This is a genomic window from Deinococcus deserti VCD115, from assembly GCF_000020685.1.
Classification (GTDB): domain Bacteria; phylum Deinococcota; class Deinococci; order Deinococcales; family Deinococcaceae; genus Deinococcus; species Deinococcus deserti.
Genome location: NC_012526.1, coordinates 1993793 through 2008247, shown reverse-complemented (window position 1 = coordinate 2008247; position 14455 = coordinate 1993793). Strand labels below are relative to the sequence as shown.

Annotated in this window: 15 protein-coding genes; 5 read left to right on the top strand and 10 right to left on the bottom strand. The window is 65.1% G+C overall.

What is annotated here, in order from left to right:
- The first annotated feature begins 182 nt into the window (after positions 1-182).
- Positions 183-923 (top strand): isochorismatase family protein, encoded by a 741-nt coding sequence (locus DEIDE_RS18025; protein ID WP_012693742.1) that lies wholly within the window; start codon positions 183-185, stop codon positions 921-923.
- Between the two features lie 123 nt (positions 924-1046).
- On the opposite strand, the gene DEIDE_RS09490 is transcribed toward DEIDE_RS18025, so the two are convergent.
- From DEIDE_RS09490 to gnd, 3 genes are read right to left on the bottom strand one after another with little or no spacing between them, the layout of a single operon-like run.
- Positions 1047-1997 (bottom strand): glucose-6-phosphate dehydrogenase assembly protein OpcA, encoded by a 951-nt coding sequence (locus DEIDE_RS09490; RefSeq protein ID WP_012693741.1) that lies wholly within the window; start codon positions 1995-1997, stop codon positions 1047-1049.
- A 13-nt stretch (positions 1998-2010) separates the two neighbouring features.
- Positions 2011-3771, bottom strand: coding sequence for a glucose-6-phosphate dehydrogenase (gene zwf, locus DEIDE_RS09485; RefSeq protein ID WP_012693740.1), 1761 nt, complete (start codon positions 3769-3771; stop codon positions 2011-2013).
- On the bottom strand, positions 3768-4847 hold the full coding sequence (gene gnd / locus DEIDE_RS09480) for a phosphogluconate dehydrogenase (NAD(+)-dependent, decarboxylating) (RefSeq protein ID WP_012693739.1): 1080 nt from the start codon (positions 4845-4847) through the stop codon (positions 3768-3770). The genes zwf and gnd overlap by 4 nt, the downstream gene beginning before the upstream one ends.
- Positions 4848-5009: 162 nt before the next feature.
- On the opposite strand from gnd, the gene mqnC reads away from it, so the two are divergent.
- A complete protein-coding gene (gene mqnC / locus DEIDE_RS09475) occupies positions 5010-6188 on the top strand; it encodes a cyclic dehypoxanthinyl futalosine synthase (protein WP_012693738.1) in 1179 nt (392 codons plus the stop codon).
- 66 nt (positions 6189-6254) lie between these two features.
- Here mqnC and DEIDE_RS09470 read toward each other — a convergent pair whose 3' ends face one another.
- The 4 genes from DEIDE_RS09470 to DEIDE_RS09455 form a co-directional block, all read right to left on the bottom strand.
- Positions 6255-6500 carry a hypothetical protein gene (locus DEIDE_RS09470; protein ID WP_041227545.1) on the bottom strand — a complete coding sequence of 82 codons (246 nt, stop codon included), beginning with the start codon at positions 6498-6500 and terminating at the stop codon, positions 6255-6257.
- Positions 6501-6578: 78 nt separating this feature from the next.
- The gene (locus DEIDE_RS09465) at positions 6579-7160 is read right to left on the bottom strand and encodes a YcjF family protein (protein WP_012693736.1); all 582 of its coding nucleotides are present in this window, start codon (positions 7158-7160) and stop codon (positions 6579-6581) included.
- A gap of 138 nt (positions 7161-7298) precedes the next feature.
- The gene (cysS, locus tag DEIDE_RS09460) at positions 7299-8774 is read right to left on the bottom strand and encodes a cysteine--tRNA ligase (protein WP_012693735.1); all 1476 of its coding nucleotides are present in this window, start codon (positions 8772-8774) and stop codon (positions 7299-7301) included.
- A 126-nt stretch (positions 8775-8900) separates the two neighbouring features.
- On the bottom strand, positions 8901-9857 hold the full coding sequence (locus tag DEIDE_RS09455; protein ID WP_012693734.1) for a LysR family transcriptional regulator: 957 nt from the start codon (positions 9855-9857) through the stop codon (positions 8901-8903).
- A 116-nt stretch (positions 9858-9973) separates the two neighbouring features.
- Here DEIDE_RS09455 and DEIDE_RS09450 point away from each other — a divergent pair, with 116 nt between their 5' ends.
- A complete protein-coding gene (locus DEIDE_RS09450; protein ID WP_012693733.1) occupies positions 9974-10276 on the top strand; it encodes a hypothetical protein in 303 nt (100 codons plus the stop codon).
- A gap of 5 nt (positions 10277-10281) precedes the next feature.
- Here DEIDE_RS09450 and DEIDE_RS09445 read toward each other — a convergent pair whose 3' ends face one another.
- From DEIDE_RS09445 to hspR, 3 genes are read right to left on the bottom strand one after another with little or no spacing between them, the layout of a single operon-like run.
- A complete protein-coding gene (locus DEIDE_RS09445) occupies positions 10282-11112 on the bottom strand; it encodes a metallophosphoesterase (protein ID WP_012693732.1) in 831 nt (276 codons plus the stop codon).
- Positions 11105-11539, bottom strand: a complete 435-nt coding sequence (locus DEIDE_RS09440) for an NUDIX domain-containing protein (protein ID WP_012693731.1) — start codon at positions 11537-11539, stop codon at positions 11105-11107. The genes DEIDE_RS09445 and DEIDE_RS09440 overlap by 8 nt, the downstream gene beginning before the upstream one ends.
- Positions 11540-12298, bottom strand: a complete 759-nt coding sequence (gene hspR / locus DEIDE_RS09435) for a heat shock protein transcriptional repressor HspR, fused homodimer type (RefSeq protein ID WP_012693730.1) — start codon at positions 12296-12298, stop codon at positions 11540-11542.
- A gap of 130 nt (positions 12299-12428) precedes the next feature.
- Here hspR and DEIDE_RS09430 point away from each other — a divergent pair, with 130 nt between their 5' ends.
- Positions 12429-13793, top strand: a complete 1365-nt coding sequence (locus DEIDE_RS09430; protein ID WP_012693729.1) for a dipeptidase — start codon at positions 12429-12431, stop codon at positions 13791-13793.
- Positions 13790-14362: a phosphoribosylglycinamide formyltransferase gene (gene purN / locus DEIDE_RS09425; RefSeq protein WP_012693728.1), complete on the top strand. Its 573-nt coding sequence runs from the start codon at positions 13790-13792 to the stop codon at positions 14360-14362. The genes DEIDE_RS09430 and purN overlap by 4 nt, the downstream gene beginning before the upstream one ends.
- Positions 14363-14455: the final 93 nt, after the last annotated feature.

Genomic DNA, 14455 nt, shown 5'->3' with positions numbered 1-14455 from the left:
CCATCGCTTATGGAGGTTCAAGACACACATGCAGGAGTCAGGTCAGGTTCCTGAGCTGCTCAGTGTGTTGTCGGGCTTGCATCGGTTTGTCGCACTCATCTCGGCGCCCGATTCAGCCTGGCCGCCCGTGCTGACGCTGAATGACCCGTGCCATCCTGGCTCGAAAGGTGGACAATTGAGTGATGAACCTGTCCCTTCAACGCGTCGGCTGGATTGTCGATGTCCAGAACGATTTCATGCGCCCAGCGGATCAGGGCGGGCGCCTGTATGTGCATAACCTGTTTGATGGCGGTCAGGATCCGGGCGCCGTTCAGATTGTTCCGGCCCTGATCCGGGCGACAGAGTGGATGCGCGCGCACTGTGACGCGCTGGTGTACACCGGTGACTGGCATCACATCGGTGACGCTGAAATTGACCCCATGGCTCCGGACGCAGCCCGGGGAACCTATCCACCGCACTGCATGGGGCTTTCCTCTGACGCGCGGGAACGTGAGGGCGCGGAGATTATCAGCGAGATCCGCCCTGAGAACCCGCTGATTCTGCAGCGTGACGCCACCGGACCTGATGCCCGTGAGATTGCGCGCCAGGCTGTTGCCGAGCAGCGGCCTGTCTTTGTTCAAAAGAGCCGCTTCAGTGTGTTCGAGGGCAATGCGGCAGCTGATGCTTTCGTGCGTGCGCTGCGTGAGCAACTGGGCGGCGCCATTGAGGTCTACGTCGTTGGTGTGGCACGTGACGTATGTGTCAAGGGGGCCGTGGAAGGGCTGTTGGCGCAGGAACGACGCATTCCTGTCACGGTCATCACCGACGCGACCTGGGGTCTGGGGCTGGAACAGGCAGACGAGAGCTATGCCCGGTGGCTGGAGGCTGGCGCGGCCCTGATCAGCACCGAGGGACTTCAGGTGCGCAGCTCATCTGCGTCATAAGCTGCAGGGTGATGGCCCGGCCGTGCCGCGGCCCGGTCAGGGAGCAGGAGCACGGCAGGCTTAAAGAAAGGAATCCGGCTGAGCTTCACCTCAGCCGGATTCCTTTTGAAGGTTTGATTACCGTCAGGTGCTCAGGCTGGCGTGCGCCAGAGTCCAGGCCCGCTCGAACACCTCGGCGCGTTCTGGCCGGGCCATCACGCGGGCCAGACCCTCAGCCAGCGTCATGGCTGGAACGTTCACGTCGCTGGTCCGGTGAATTCCATCCCACTGGGCCTCGACACGTACCGAGTCCCCCTGGGTGGCGCGCAGGCTGAAGCGCACGCTGTCTCCGGCAAGTTCGATGCCGCACAGGTCCCCGGGCTCACGCTTGCAGCGCTCGGATTTGAACGTCACCCCGCTCAGGTCAGGCCAGCCCAGGATGCTGGCCACGAAACCGGCGAACAACCGCGCAGGCAGATCCTTGCGTCCGGCGTACCACACTGTCAGACGGTCAACCTGTGCAAGGCGCCGCGCGGCGTCGGGACTGTCGAACACCTGCGCCAGACCTTCACGCCAGCCCGCGCTGCGGCTCCAGCCCAGGTCGGCCAGCGCGTAGTGCCCGCCCGGAGGAATGTCCAGCGACAGGCTGTCGGCAATCACCTGATCGGCAATTTCGGTCAGCTCCGAGAGCAGTGTGCCTGCTGGCTGCGTGTCTGCGCCCCACCAGACGTGATTGACGGTTGCAGGGCGCAGCAGGGGCAGGATTGCACCCTGCAACTGCTCGGGGTTGGCGTTCAGGGTCAGCCGTTCCACGTACAGGCCGCCTTTCTGCGGCACGAGGCTGGCATGAACCTGCAGGTCGTCGGTGCCGTCCATCACGCCGATGATCTGCCGGCCGGCGTAGCGGCCTTCCAGGCCAGCCAGAGCTTCCTCGACGCGCTCCAGGTGACGCCGGACAGTCAGGGCCACGATGTTGCCCGTGTAGGCGCGCGTTTCTACCTGGGTCTGGGACCAGAGTTCGTCAAGGGCCTTCTGGGCGCCCTGCACGGTGGTGTCTACCGGGCCCAGCGGACGCAGGTCCGTGGCGTATGTCATGTCTGTGCCCCCTTCACAGGCGCCTCCAGCGGCGGTCGGTGCCGATCAGCTCGTCGGCCTCGTCAGGGCCCCAGCTGCCGGCGGTGTAGTTCGGGAAATCGGGGGCGCTGTCTTTGCCCCCGGCTCCCTTCTGGCCGGCAGGGGTATCCCAGGACTCCAGCAGCCCCGAGACGATCTGCCAGGCATGGTCCACCTCGTCCTCACGGGGAAAGAGGGTCGCGTCGCCGACCATGGCGTCAAGCAGCAGGCGCGAGTAGGGACTTTCGAGCTGGGCGCCGAAGGCGTCGTAGCGGAAGTCCATGACAACCTCGCGCAGCACCATTTCCTGCCCCGGGGTCTTGCTGGAGAACTTGAGGCTGACTCCCTCGTCCGGCTGAATGCGGAAGGCCAGCACGTTGCGCTCCAGGCCGCCTGGAAAGATGCCCAGCGGGGGCCGCTTGAACACCACCGCGATCTCCGTGACCTTTTTGGGCAGGCGTTTGCCGGTGCGCAGGAAAAACGGCACACCCTGCCAGCGCCAGTTGTCCACTTCCAGCTTCACGGCCACGTAGGTCGGCGTGCGGCTGCCCTGCTTGACGTTGGGCTCCTGACGGTAGCCCGGGACTTTTTCGCCGTACATGGTGCCTGGACCGTATTGCCCCCGCACCGCCACACTGTCCACCCGGTCTCTGGGGATCGGCTTGACTGCGCGCAGCACCTTGACCTTCTCGTCTCGGATGGCGTCGGCGTCAAAGGCCGCCGGGGCCTCCATGGCGGTCAGGGCAAACAGCTGCATCAGGTGGTTTTGCAGCATGTCGCGGACCACTCCTGCTTCCTCGTAGTAGCCGGCGCGGCCTTCCAGGCCCAGGTCCTCGGAGGCTGTGATCTGCACATGATCCACGTACCCACGGTTCCACAGCGGCTCGAAGATGGCGTTTCCGAAGCGGATCGCCATCAGGTTCTGCACCGTTTCCTTGCCCAGGTAATGGTCAATGCGGTAGACCTGCGACTCGTCCCAGACCTGGTGAATGGTGTCGTTGAGTTCGCGGGCGCTGTCCAGGTCATGCCCGAAGGGTTTTTCGATCACCAGGCGGCGCCAGCCCTCGGACTCTTCAGAGAGCCCCAGACGGCCCAGGCCGTTGCTGATCGGCTCGAACAGGCTGGGCGGGGTGGAAAGGTAGAACAGTGCGTTCTTTCGCCCGCCGTGAGCCTCCTGGGCGCGGTCAAGTTCCAGCCGGACCCGGTCATACACGTCATCCTGAGCGAATTCACCGAACTCGTAGTACAGCAGTTCACGGAACTTCTCCAGACTGCCGGGCTGGATCGCGTCGGTCTCCTTGCTTTCCTCCAGGGCTTTTATGGCCAGGTCCTTGAAGGCCTCGTCGGTCATTTCCTGGCGGCCCACGCCCACGATGTTAAAAGCGCTACCCAGCAATCCGTCCTGCCACAGCCCAAAGACCGCTGGCAGCAGCTTGCGTTTGGCAAGGTCGCCGGTTACCCCGAAAATGACCAGAGTGGTTGGTTCGGGTGCGCGGTTGCGCCGCATGCCTGCGCGGAAAGGATTCTGACCTTCCGTGGCAGCTGCTGGCACGCGCGTGCGGGACCGGGATTTGGTGGCACGGCCGGTTTTGGCAGGTGTGCTTTCTGCCTTGGCGGGCGCAGCGCCCTTGGTTGCCTTGGGCGCCGCGGCTTTCTTTTTGCCTGCACTGGCAGCCGCAGGGGTTGCGCGGCCTGTGCCTGCCTTCTTTTCAGCTGTCCGGATGGCGCCGACCTTCGGCTTTTTAGGTGTGGTCATTCCTCACCCTTGACCCGCTGCTGGCCGCTCTCACCCAGCTGCTGCTCGGCACTCTGGCCTTCGCTGGGGGCGGTGGCGGCTGCCACTGCGATGTTCTCGGGCGCTGCTGCCCGTGGGTCTTGTCCGGCGTGAACTTCCGGCACCAGACTCTCCTGCTTGGTCGCCTCCAGCACCTTGACTGCGTGGCCTCCGAAGGCTCGGCGCATGGCGCTGAGCATCTGCCCGGCGTAGCTGACTTCCTGCTGCGAGCGGAAGCGCATCTGGGTGGCCAGCGTGATCACTGGCGTCGGTACGCCCAGTTCGATCGAATCGATGATGGTCCAGCGGCCCTCACCACTGTCGGCCACGTAGTCCGACAGCTGATTGAAATCGGCGCTGTTCTGCAGGGCCTCGGCGGTTAGGTCCAGCAGCCAGGAGCGGACGACGCTGCCGTGGCGCCACAGCTCGGCGATCTGGGCCATGTCCAGGTTGAAGGTCTTGTGGGCCTGCATCAGCTCGAAGCCCTCGGCGTAGGCCTGCATCATGCCGTACTCGATGCCGTTGTGAACCATCTTGACGTAGTGGCCCGAGCCGCTGGGCCCCATGCGGCCCCACCCACGGTCCGGCGCGGGTGCCAGGGTCTCGAAGATAGGACGCAGCCGCTCCACAGCTTCCTCGGGACCGCCGATCATCATCGCGTAGCCTTCCTTGAGGCCCCAGATGCCGCCTGAAGTGCCCACATCCACGAAGTGCAGCCCGCGTGCACCGAGTTCCTCGGCGCGGCGCTGAGTGTCCTTGAAGTTGCTGTTGCCGCCGTCGATCACGATGTCGCCGGGGGCAAGGCGAGCGGCCAGGTCGTCAAGCACCGCCTGGGTGATGGCTCCGGCTGGCACCATGACCCACACGGAGCGGGTGCCGGGCTCGCCCAGCGAAGCAATAAACTCGTTCATGTCCTGGGTGCCGCTTGCGCCGTGCTGGCGGATGTTGTTCAGGGCGTCCTCACTGCGGTCGTGCCCCACCACCTGATGCCCGCCTTCCAGCAGCCGCAATACCATGTTCCCACCCATCTTGCCCAGTCCGATCATGCCTAGTTTCATGGAGAACCTCCTGGGGTGGAACCGCTTCCAGGGTCCACCCGACTCATAACGGGCATCATACGCGTCACGGGCGCAGTGGACTGCCGTGTTCCATGGCCGGTGGGGCGTGGGGTGGTGAATGCCGGGACGAATTACGCCCCCTGCGGGTGCTAGCGTGGCGGTATGACCGCTTCCGCTCTCAGCGTCCACACCGGGGTTCTGGACAAGGCCGCCCGGGGTGAACGCCTGAATGCCGCCGAGATCGAGGCGCTGTACCACCTGCCGTTGCCGGACGTGGCGGCCGTGGCGCATGGCCTGCGCCTGCAGCGCCGCGACCCGCAGCTGGTGTCGTTCCTGATCGACCGGAACATCAACTACACCAACATCTGCAACGTGGGTTGCAACTTCTGCGCGTTTTACCGCACGCGCCGTCAGGACGACAGCTACACGCTGGATCATGAGCAGATCAGCCACAAGATTCGTGAGCTCGAAGAGGTCGGGGGAACGCGCATCCTGTTGCAGGGCGGCGTCAACCCTGAACTGGGTCTGGACTACTACACCTCGCTGCTGCGGCACGTCAAGGCAAACCACCCGACCATCCGTATCGACGCCTTTTCGCCCGAAGAGGTGCTGTTCATGGAAAAGACGTTCGGTCTGAGCCTGGACGAACTGCTCGACACCCTGATCGAAGCAGGCCTGGACGGACTCCCCGGTGCGGGCGGCGAGATTCTCGAAGATGACGTGCGTGCCAAGGCGGCTCCGGCGCGGATCCGCAGCGCCGACTGGTTCCGGATTATCGACGCGGCGCAGCGCAAGGGGCTGTATACCATCTCGACCATGGTGATCGGCTTCGGTGAAACCTATGCCCAGCGCACCGCGCATCTGCTCCAGATCCGTGAGCAGCAGGACCGCGCCCATGCCCAGTACCAGGGCAACGGATTTTCCGGCTTTGCGATGTGGACCCTGCAGACTGAGCACACCCGCCTGCACGGCAAGGCCCCAGGGGCAACCGCGCATGAATACCTGCAGCAACTGGCCATTGCCCGGATTGCGCTGGACAATGTGCCCAACATCCAGGCGTCGTGGCCGGCGCAGGGCTTCAAGGTCGCCCAGGCAGCGCTGTACTACGGTGCCAACGATCTGGGCAGCACCATGCTCGAAGAGAATGTCGTCTCAGCTGCCGCCGGCCATGACCGTCACCGCGTGACCGTGCGTGAACTGATCCGCATAGCTGTGGACGCCGGATTTACGCCAGTGATCCGCAACAGCCGCTTTGAAATCATCGAGCGTCCGGATGTGGACGCCTATCTGCAGCGGACGGCGGCCAACCCGGAGGCTGACCGTGCGGTGGGTGCGGGTTAAGCTTCAGGCCACAAGCTGCTGGTAAAAAAGGAAGGACGGGCTCCATGGCCCGTCCTTTGCTCTTGTTTACGCAGCGTAGTGCTGTTCAAACAGCAGGGCCTGCTCCAGGTCGGCCAGAGCCTGCTCGTACAGCCGGTGATCGAGTCTCGGCACGGTGGCCAGGAAGGTCGCGGCGTCCTGAAGGCTACCGTGGGTGCTGTGGTGCTGCCAGCTCTCGCCTTCCGCCACCAGACGCACGCGTCCAGACTGCAGGAGAAACCTCACGCGGCCTGTATTCGCCCGCGTGTCACTGAAATGACGGGTGACGTTCATGGCGGCAGCATAAGCCGGGGAGGCTGCCGGGCACATCCGCCAAAGTAATGACAGCGTGGCCCCTGCGCTCCGGCACCTTCAGCGCGACTGGTCGTTGCTGCTGCGGCTTTTTTCGTCGGCGCGGCGGCGCAGTTCGCTGGCCAGATCGCTGAAGTCCTGGGCATTGGGCAGTGCCCGGCGGCTCTGGCTCTTGGCTTCCTGAATCACCTTGACCTGCTCCATGCGCGAGACCGGCGGCAGCCCTTCACGCCTGCGCTCAAAGTAGTTCTGCGCCATGCGGCCCAGCGCAAAAGTCCAGCCGTATACGGCTGGGGCGGTGATCAGGCCGCCAATGACCGGCAGGGCCATTTTGGCCAGTCCACGCATGACCTGCCGCGCCGCCAGACCGTAGGCAAAGGTCACCCCAAGCTCACGCGCAATCTCTGAGGCCCGCTCCGGCGTCACGTCAAAGCCATAGACCTTGCCGATGTGCAGCACCATCTTGGCCTGCACCGGCGTGATGAGCAGCATGTCCGCAAAGGGAATCGGCTCGACGGCAATGGCGCCCGACAGCAGGGCAGCACTTTTAATGACCTCGTCGACATTTTCTTCCAGGCTGAGCTCCGGGTCCACGTCGAAATTGAAGTTATCCATCACTTGCTTGACCAGCGGCGGCAACATGAGGCGAGTGTACCTGCCCTCCGGGGGCGCGCGTGAGGCACACGTGAATGCAGGATTACCTTCTTCGGCGCCCTGAAATGAAAACGCGCCCGGCAGGGCGCATTCCACGAGGTCAGAAGTCTGGGGGTGTGCCGTCTCTCAGCGTTTCCAGCGCACACCGTCCTTGGTGTCTTCGACGGTCACGCCCACCCGCGCCAGGGTGTCGCGCAGTTCGTCAGCCTGGGCGTACTGCTTGCTCAGGCGGTAGTGCTGCCGCGCCTTGAGCACCAGTTCCATCAGGGTGTCCACCACCTGGGTGTCGTCCTGACGCTCGCTGGCAGAGGCGTGGAACAGGCCCAGGACCCCACCGCCCAGCGCCATATAGGCCTCCTGAACGCGGTTCAGGGTGTCCTGGCCGACCGGGCCACTGGCCAGTGCCGCATTGACATCGCCCGTCAGACCAAACAGCGCCGCGACGGCTTTGGGCGTGTTGAAATCGTCGCGCAGAGCGTCCTCGAACGCGTGGGTATGCGCCTGCACACGGGCGTCGAGAGCTTCGGTGGCTCCAGCCGGAGCACCCTGCAGTCGGCGGCCGACCTCGTGCAGGGTTTCGGTCAGGCGGCGGTACCCGTTGCGGGCCGACTCGAAGGCTTCCTCGCTGAACTCCGTCACCGAGCGGTAGTGGCTGCCCACCAGCAGGAAACGCACCACCATGGGATCATGCTTCTCCAGCAGCTCAGCGATGGTCGTGAAGTTGCCCTTGCTCTTGGACATCTTCTCGCCGCCGATGGTCAGCATGTTGTTGTGCATCCAGTAACGGGCGAATGCGTGCCCGGCAGCCTCGCTCTGGGCGATCTCGGCCTCGTGGTGCGGAAACTGCAGGTCCAGGCCGCCACCATGAATGTCGAAGCCTTCGCCCAGGTATTTCAGGCTCATGGCACTGCACTCGATGTGCCAGCCCGGGAAGCCCACCCCCCAGGGTGACTCCCAGCGCATGATGTGGCCGGCCTCGGCGCGCTTCCACAGGGCGAAATCTCGCGGGTCGCGCTTTTCCTCACGTACCACCTCGCGGGTGCCTTCTTCCTGCTCGTCGAGCTTCCGGCCCGAGAGCTTGCCGTACTCCGGCCAGCTGCGCACATCGAAGTACACGCTGCCCTGCGACTCGTAGGCGTGACCCCGTTCGATCAGTTCCTCGATCAGCCGGATCTGCTCGGTGATATGACCGGTGGCCCGCGGATTGATGCTGGGCTTGAGGATATTCAGCGCTTCCATATCGCGCACGAACGACCAGAAGTACTTGTCGGCGACCTCCATGGGCTCAAGCTGCTCCAGCGCAGCGCGCTTGGCGATCTTGTCCTCGCCTTCGTCCGCGTCGTTCTGCAGGTGCCCTACGTCCGTGATGTTGCCCACGTAACGGACCTGATAGCCCAGGTGCAGAAAGGCTCGGCGGATCACATCGAAGGCCACTTCCTTTTTGGCGTGTCCCAGGTGGGCGTCGGAATAGACCGTGGGCCCGCACAGATACATGCCCACGCGCCCGGGGGTGGTCGGTGTAAAGCGCACCTTCTGGCGCTGCAGGGTGTCGTACAGGAAGATATTCGGGTCCGGTTCTCTGGATTCTGGACGGGGAATCATGGCGCTCCTTGGGGGCAGAGGAATGGGCAATGAAAAAGCCGCGCCATGTCCACAAGGGAAAGGGCGCGGCGCAGCGAAAAAGCGTTGCTTACCGCGTTGAGGGGCAACACAGGGCTGTCATGGTGGCTAGTGTAGCAGAGGGCCGCTGTGGGCCTGGGCGGTCAGCTCGGGTCGGGGTGCGTTCCGGGACCGCAACGAGCTCACAAGCGTAGCGGTGAAGGCCCGGATGACCGGCAGGCCTGCCCGGTGCGGCAACACCGCCAGGGCCAGCGGGCGCATCAGCGGCTGCGGCAACGGCAGGGCTACCAGCCCCGGCGGAAGGGGCTGCAGCGCCAGGCGCGGCATGATGGTCACCCCCAGACCGTGGCTCACCAAGCTCAGCGTCACGCTGTCCTGGGTGATAGGGGAGACCGCGGATGTCCCTATGCCCTCACTGGCCAGGTAGCTCAACACCCGCTGGTGGCACGAGTCGCGTTCCGGGGGCAGGTAGAGGGTTTGGGCATTGAGTTCGGACAGCTTCACTGGATGGGTACCGCGCGAAGCAGGCGCCACGAACAGGTATTCATCCTGGGCCAGGGGCGTCAGGTGAAGCTGGGTGGTCTCGTCCTGCACAACCACAGCCACGTCAGAGAGGCCCGAGAGCACCGCCCGGATGCCGCCGCCACACGACTCGCTTTCCGAGTCGATCAGACTGACTCCTACTCCGGGATGAACGTCCCGGAAGGCGGCCAGGGCTGCTGGCAGCAGGTGCGTGGCGGCCGACCGGTACGATGCGACCCGCAGGCTGCCGTTGAGCGAGCCGTCATCCTGCGCGGCCAGAATGGCGTCCCCGGCTGCCTGCACAGCCTGGCGGGCATGAGGCAGGACACGCTCGCCTGCTGGTGTCGGTCTTGTGCCTGACGGTCCGCGCCGCAGGAGCGGTCGCCCGACCAGCTCTTCAAGCTTGCCGACCGCTTCACTGAGGCTGGATTGCGACACACCCAGATCCGCTGCCGCCTCCGAGAACCCGCCCGCATCGGCGACCGCCAGCAGGGCGCGCAGCTGCGACAGGGTGGGCTGAGCGTGAAGGCCACGGCGGGTCATGTCCTCATTCTAGGTGGGGGCTGACTTCCTCCCTATCGGCAAAGCCGATACATGCTCTCAGCTGCGCGGCTTCGTACCGATGTCCTGATCAGCCTCTGCGGGCGCACTGTGAAGCCATGACCACCTGTCAGCCAGCCGTTCACCCCCGACCCTTCCTGGCCCGCGCTGAAGAGGAAGCACAGCGTGACGAACAGCTGTTCGGCCGCTGGGTCATGGAAGTCGCCGCGCCGGGGGGCACCCTGGAAGCACCCACGCTCCATGACTGGGAAGTGCGGGTATGGCCGGTGGCAAGGCTGGGTGACCTGACGCTGGAGGTCCGTCCACTGCACGGGTACCTGGACGAGACAGATCTCCGGGCCGAGTTGCGGCGGCAGGGCTATCAGGTGCTGGGCCCGGTGCGGGTACGCCGCTCAGACTGAGGGCTTCAGGCCCGTTCGTCCACGGACACGACTTCAGCCAGCCCGTAGGTGCTCAGGCGCGCAATAAATCCCGCTTCTTCGTAATAGGCCATGCCGCTGTCCATGGCCAGCGCCTGATTTCCCGCGTAGAGCAGCGGCATTCCGGCACCGCGCGCTGGACCATGCAGGTGCTCGTCACGCAGGACATAGACCGGGGTGTGACCGTGCACCAGCCTCAGCGCCCCAAAGGTGCGCAGCGTCCGGGCGGCCACTTCCTCACCCCCGGCAAGCACAAAGGCATGGCGCTCGGTGAAGGAATTCAGAAATTCGCCCCAGGCATCGGCGTTCAGTTCCGACAGGAGTGAGGTCACGCGGGCGTTGACCGACTCGACGGCGCCACCCAAGCGCAGGTACATGCGGCTGTCGGCATGCATCAGCAGCCAGGGCCCAGCCCGGCCCAGCACCGGCCGCGCCGACAGCCAGGCCAGATCGTCCCCGTCCAGACCAGCCGCGTCGCGCTCCAGTCCGCCGTTCTGGGCCCAGTATTCGTAGAAGCCCAGGCAGTCTCTGGGGTCCTGCGCCTGGAAGCGCATGGCCGCCAGAAACATCACCTCATGGTTGCCCAGCAGGGCGGTCACCTGTCCTCCATCCTGCGGAGCCTGCGCTTCGAGCGCCTGCACCAGATGGACCACGCCTGCGCCGTCTGGGCCGCGGTCCAGGTAGTCGCCCAGAAACACCAGATGCGCGTCGCGGCCGGACCAGGCACCCTGAGCGTCGATCAGGCCGGCAGAGCGCAGCATGAAGCGCAGCTTGTCGAGCGCGCCGTGTATGTCTCCCACCACCCACAGTTCACTCAAGAGAAGCTCCCCGGGCGTCAGACAGGGCCTCGAGATAGAAGGGTGCCGCTGTCGCCAGCGGCTGCGGAAGATTATCTAGCGGCCAGAATTTCGCCTCGGCCGCGTCGTCTCCAGCCCGGACCGCGGGGGTACAGTTCAGGGGTGCGTGGTACACCACCGTCACCCAGTCCACGGTATTGCCGTCCGGATAGGTGTGCCGATGCTGGAGGCCACTGAACACACCCAGCAGTGTAACGTTCTTCACGTCCAGCCTCAGGCCGGTCTCCTCAGACAGCTCCCGGCAGGCAGCAGCTTCTACCTGTTCGCCTGCCGAGACCCCGCCGCCGGGCAGATCCCAGCAGTCATTGTCATGCCGGCGGATCAGCAGCACCTGCCCCCTGGCCACGACGGCTACCCCGGCGCCGACCCGCAGGCCCAGCTGCGGCACTCAGCGTCCTTGGCTGACGTCACCCGCCGCGGCGGGCTCATCCTTGCCGGGCTGTTCCGGATCCTCATCTGTGCCGGAAGGCAGCGTGCGCCAGCGGGTCATGCGGTCGGTGATGTCCTCCTGCAATCGGCGCACGTTGCCTTCCAGGCTGGACTTGGCGCCGTCGAGCTCGTGACGCAAGCGCATGATCTCCTCGACGCCCGCGAGGTTGACGCCCAGTTCCTGGGTCAGCCGGCGGATCTCGCGCAGGTGCTCGATGTCCCGGTCACTGTAGAGCCGCGTCTTGCCGCTGCTTCTCCCAGGGCGGATCAGCTGTTTGCGCTCGTACAGCCGCAGGGTCTGCGGGTGCATATCCACCAGTTCGGCGGCGATGGAAATTACGTACACCGGGCGGTCTTTGGGGTCCATCTGACCGTCGGGGGCTGGCAGGGCCTTGGGACGCGATTGCTGTTCGCGCAGTTCCCCCTCAATGCGCTCGATTTCCGCCTCGAACTCGCCCTGCAGGTCATCAAGCTCGTGTTGCAGGCGCATGACTTCCTCGACGCCCGCGAGGTTGACCCCCAGTTCCTGGGTCAGGCGGCGGATCTCACGCAGGTGCTCGATGTCCCGGTCACTGTACAGCCGCGTCTTGCCGTTGCTTCTCCCAGGGCGGATCAGGCCCTTGCGCTCGTACAGCCGCAGGGTCTGCGGATGCATATCCACCAGTTCGGCCGCCACCGAAATGACGTACACCGGGCGATGCTTGGGGTCAGAGGCCATAAGTTGACTTGAGTATACCTGCCGCAAGGTTTCTGACCGGTCCGCCGCGTGAATGTGGCGCGCGAAGGCAGCACCGCGCAGGCCAGCCGGTCCGGACAGCTCTGTGTCAGCTCGCCGTATCATCGGGGCCATGACCAATCCAGATCTGGCTACCCTCCTGAACCGTGAGCAGGCGCAGGAGGAACTGTTTGACCTGCTGCGCATTCCCAGCGTCAGCGCCGACCCCGCGTACAAGGCTGAGGTGGTTCGCGCTGCCGAATGGCTGCAGCGCAAGTTGAGCACCCTGGGCTTCACGGCCCGGGTGGATCAGACCCCCGGTCACCCCCTCGTGTACGCCGAGCGCCTGACAGACCCGGCCCAGCCCACCGTGCTGATCTACGGACACTATGACGTGCAGCCTGAAGCTCCGCTGGAAGAGTGGCTGACCCCGCCCTTCGAACCCACCGTGCGGGACGGACGCATCTATGCGCGCGGCAGCACCGACGACAAGGGGCAGGCTTTCGCGCACGTCAAGGGCGTGGAACTGCTGCTCTCGCAGGGCGAACTGCCGGTCAACGTGAAATTCCTGCTTGAAGGCGAGGAGGAGATCGGCAGTCCCAGCATCATTCCCTACCTGCAGGCCCACAAGGACGAGCTGAAGGCCGACGTGATCGTGATCAGCGACGGCAGCCGCTTTGCCCCTGACGTACCGACCATCACCTACGGCGTGCGCGGCCTGAGCTACGTGGAAATTCACGTGCAGGGCGCCAACCGTGACCTGCACAGCGGCAGCTACGGCGGCGCGGCACCCAACCCGATCAATGCACTGTGCGAGATCATCGCCAGACTCAAGGACGAGCAGGGCCGCGTGACCATTCCCGGCTTCTACGACGGCGTGGAAGAACTGACCGAGCAGGAGCGGGCCATGTGGGCCTCGCTGCCACACAGCGACGAGGAATTTGCAGCGTCCATCGGCGTGCCTGCCCTGCCTGGGGAGGAAGGGTACAGCGTGCTGGAGCGCATCTGGGGCCGGCCGACGCTGGACGTCAACGGCATCTGGGGCGGCTACCAGGGCGAGGGCAGCAAGACCGTGATCGCCGCGAAGGCCGGGGCCAAGGTCAGCATGCGTCTGGTGCCGGGGCAGGACCCCGACCGCATCACCCAGCTGATCAAGGAGTACGTGCCGCAGATCGCCCCAGCCGGCGTGAAGGCCGAGGTGCGCGGGCATCACGGCGGTCAGCCGGTGAAATTCAAGACCGACAGCCCGGCAATTCAGGCGGCCAACCGCGCCCTGCACCGCGTGTACGGCAGGGACGCCGTGTTCGCCCGCACCGGCGGCAGCATTCCGATCGTGGCGGCCTTCAGCGACATCCTGAAGACCGAGGTGCTGTTCGTGGACTTCGGCCTGAACGAGGACGCGCCCCACAGCCCCAACGAGAGCTTTGCCCTCCAGGACTACCACAACGGAATCCTGACCAGCGCCTACCTGCTGCAGGAACTCGCTCAGTCCTCGTGAGAATCGGATTTCTTGCCTCGCATGGTGGGAGCGCCGCGCGGCACATCACGGCGGCCTGCGCGGCGGGCGAGCTCAATGCCACGCCGGTGGCGCTGCTCAGCAACAACAGCCGCTCACCAGCTCTGGCCTGGGCGCGCGAGGCCGGGCTCGCCTCAGCGCACCTGAGCAGCGCCAGGGTGCCTGATCCTGACACGCTGGACGCGGCCATTCTGGATTTTTTCGTTCAGGCGCAGGTCGATACCCTGGTGCTCAGCGGTTACATGCGCGAGCTGGGCCCCCGGCTGCTGTCGTATTACGCCGGGCGCATCGTGAATATCCACCCCAGCCTGCTGCCGCGCCACGGCGGACGCGGCATGTACGGTGACCGGGTCCACGAGGCGGTGTTGGCCAGTGGAGACACCGAGAGCGGCGCGACCGTGCACCTGGTAACTTCCGGCATTGACGAGGGCCCGGTGCTGGCCCAGACCCGCGTGCCGGTGCTGCCCGGCGATACGCTGGAAAGTCTGAAGACCAGGGTGCAGGCGGTAGAAGGTGATCTGATGCTGCAGGCGCTGAAACAGCTGGCCTGAGCTCAGTTCTGAACTTGGAGGTGGCGCCGCGGAGGAAGTCCGCGGCGCCATATCTCATCTGCCATTCTGCGCGGCCCGCCCTATGCTGACCGG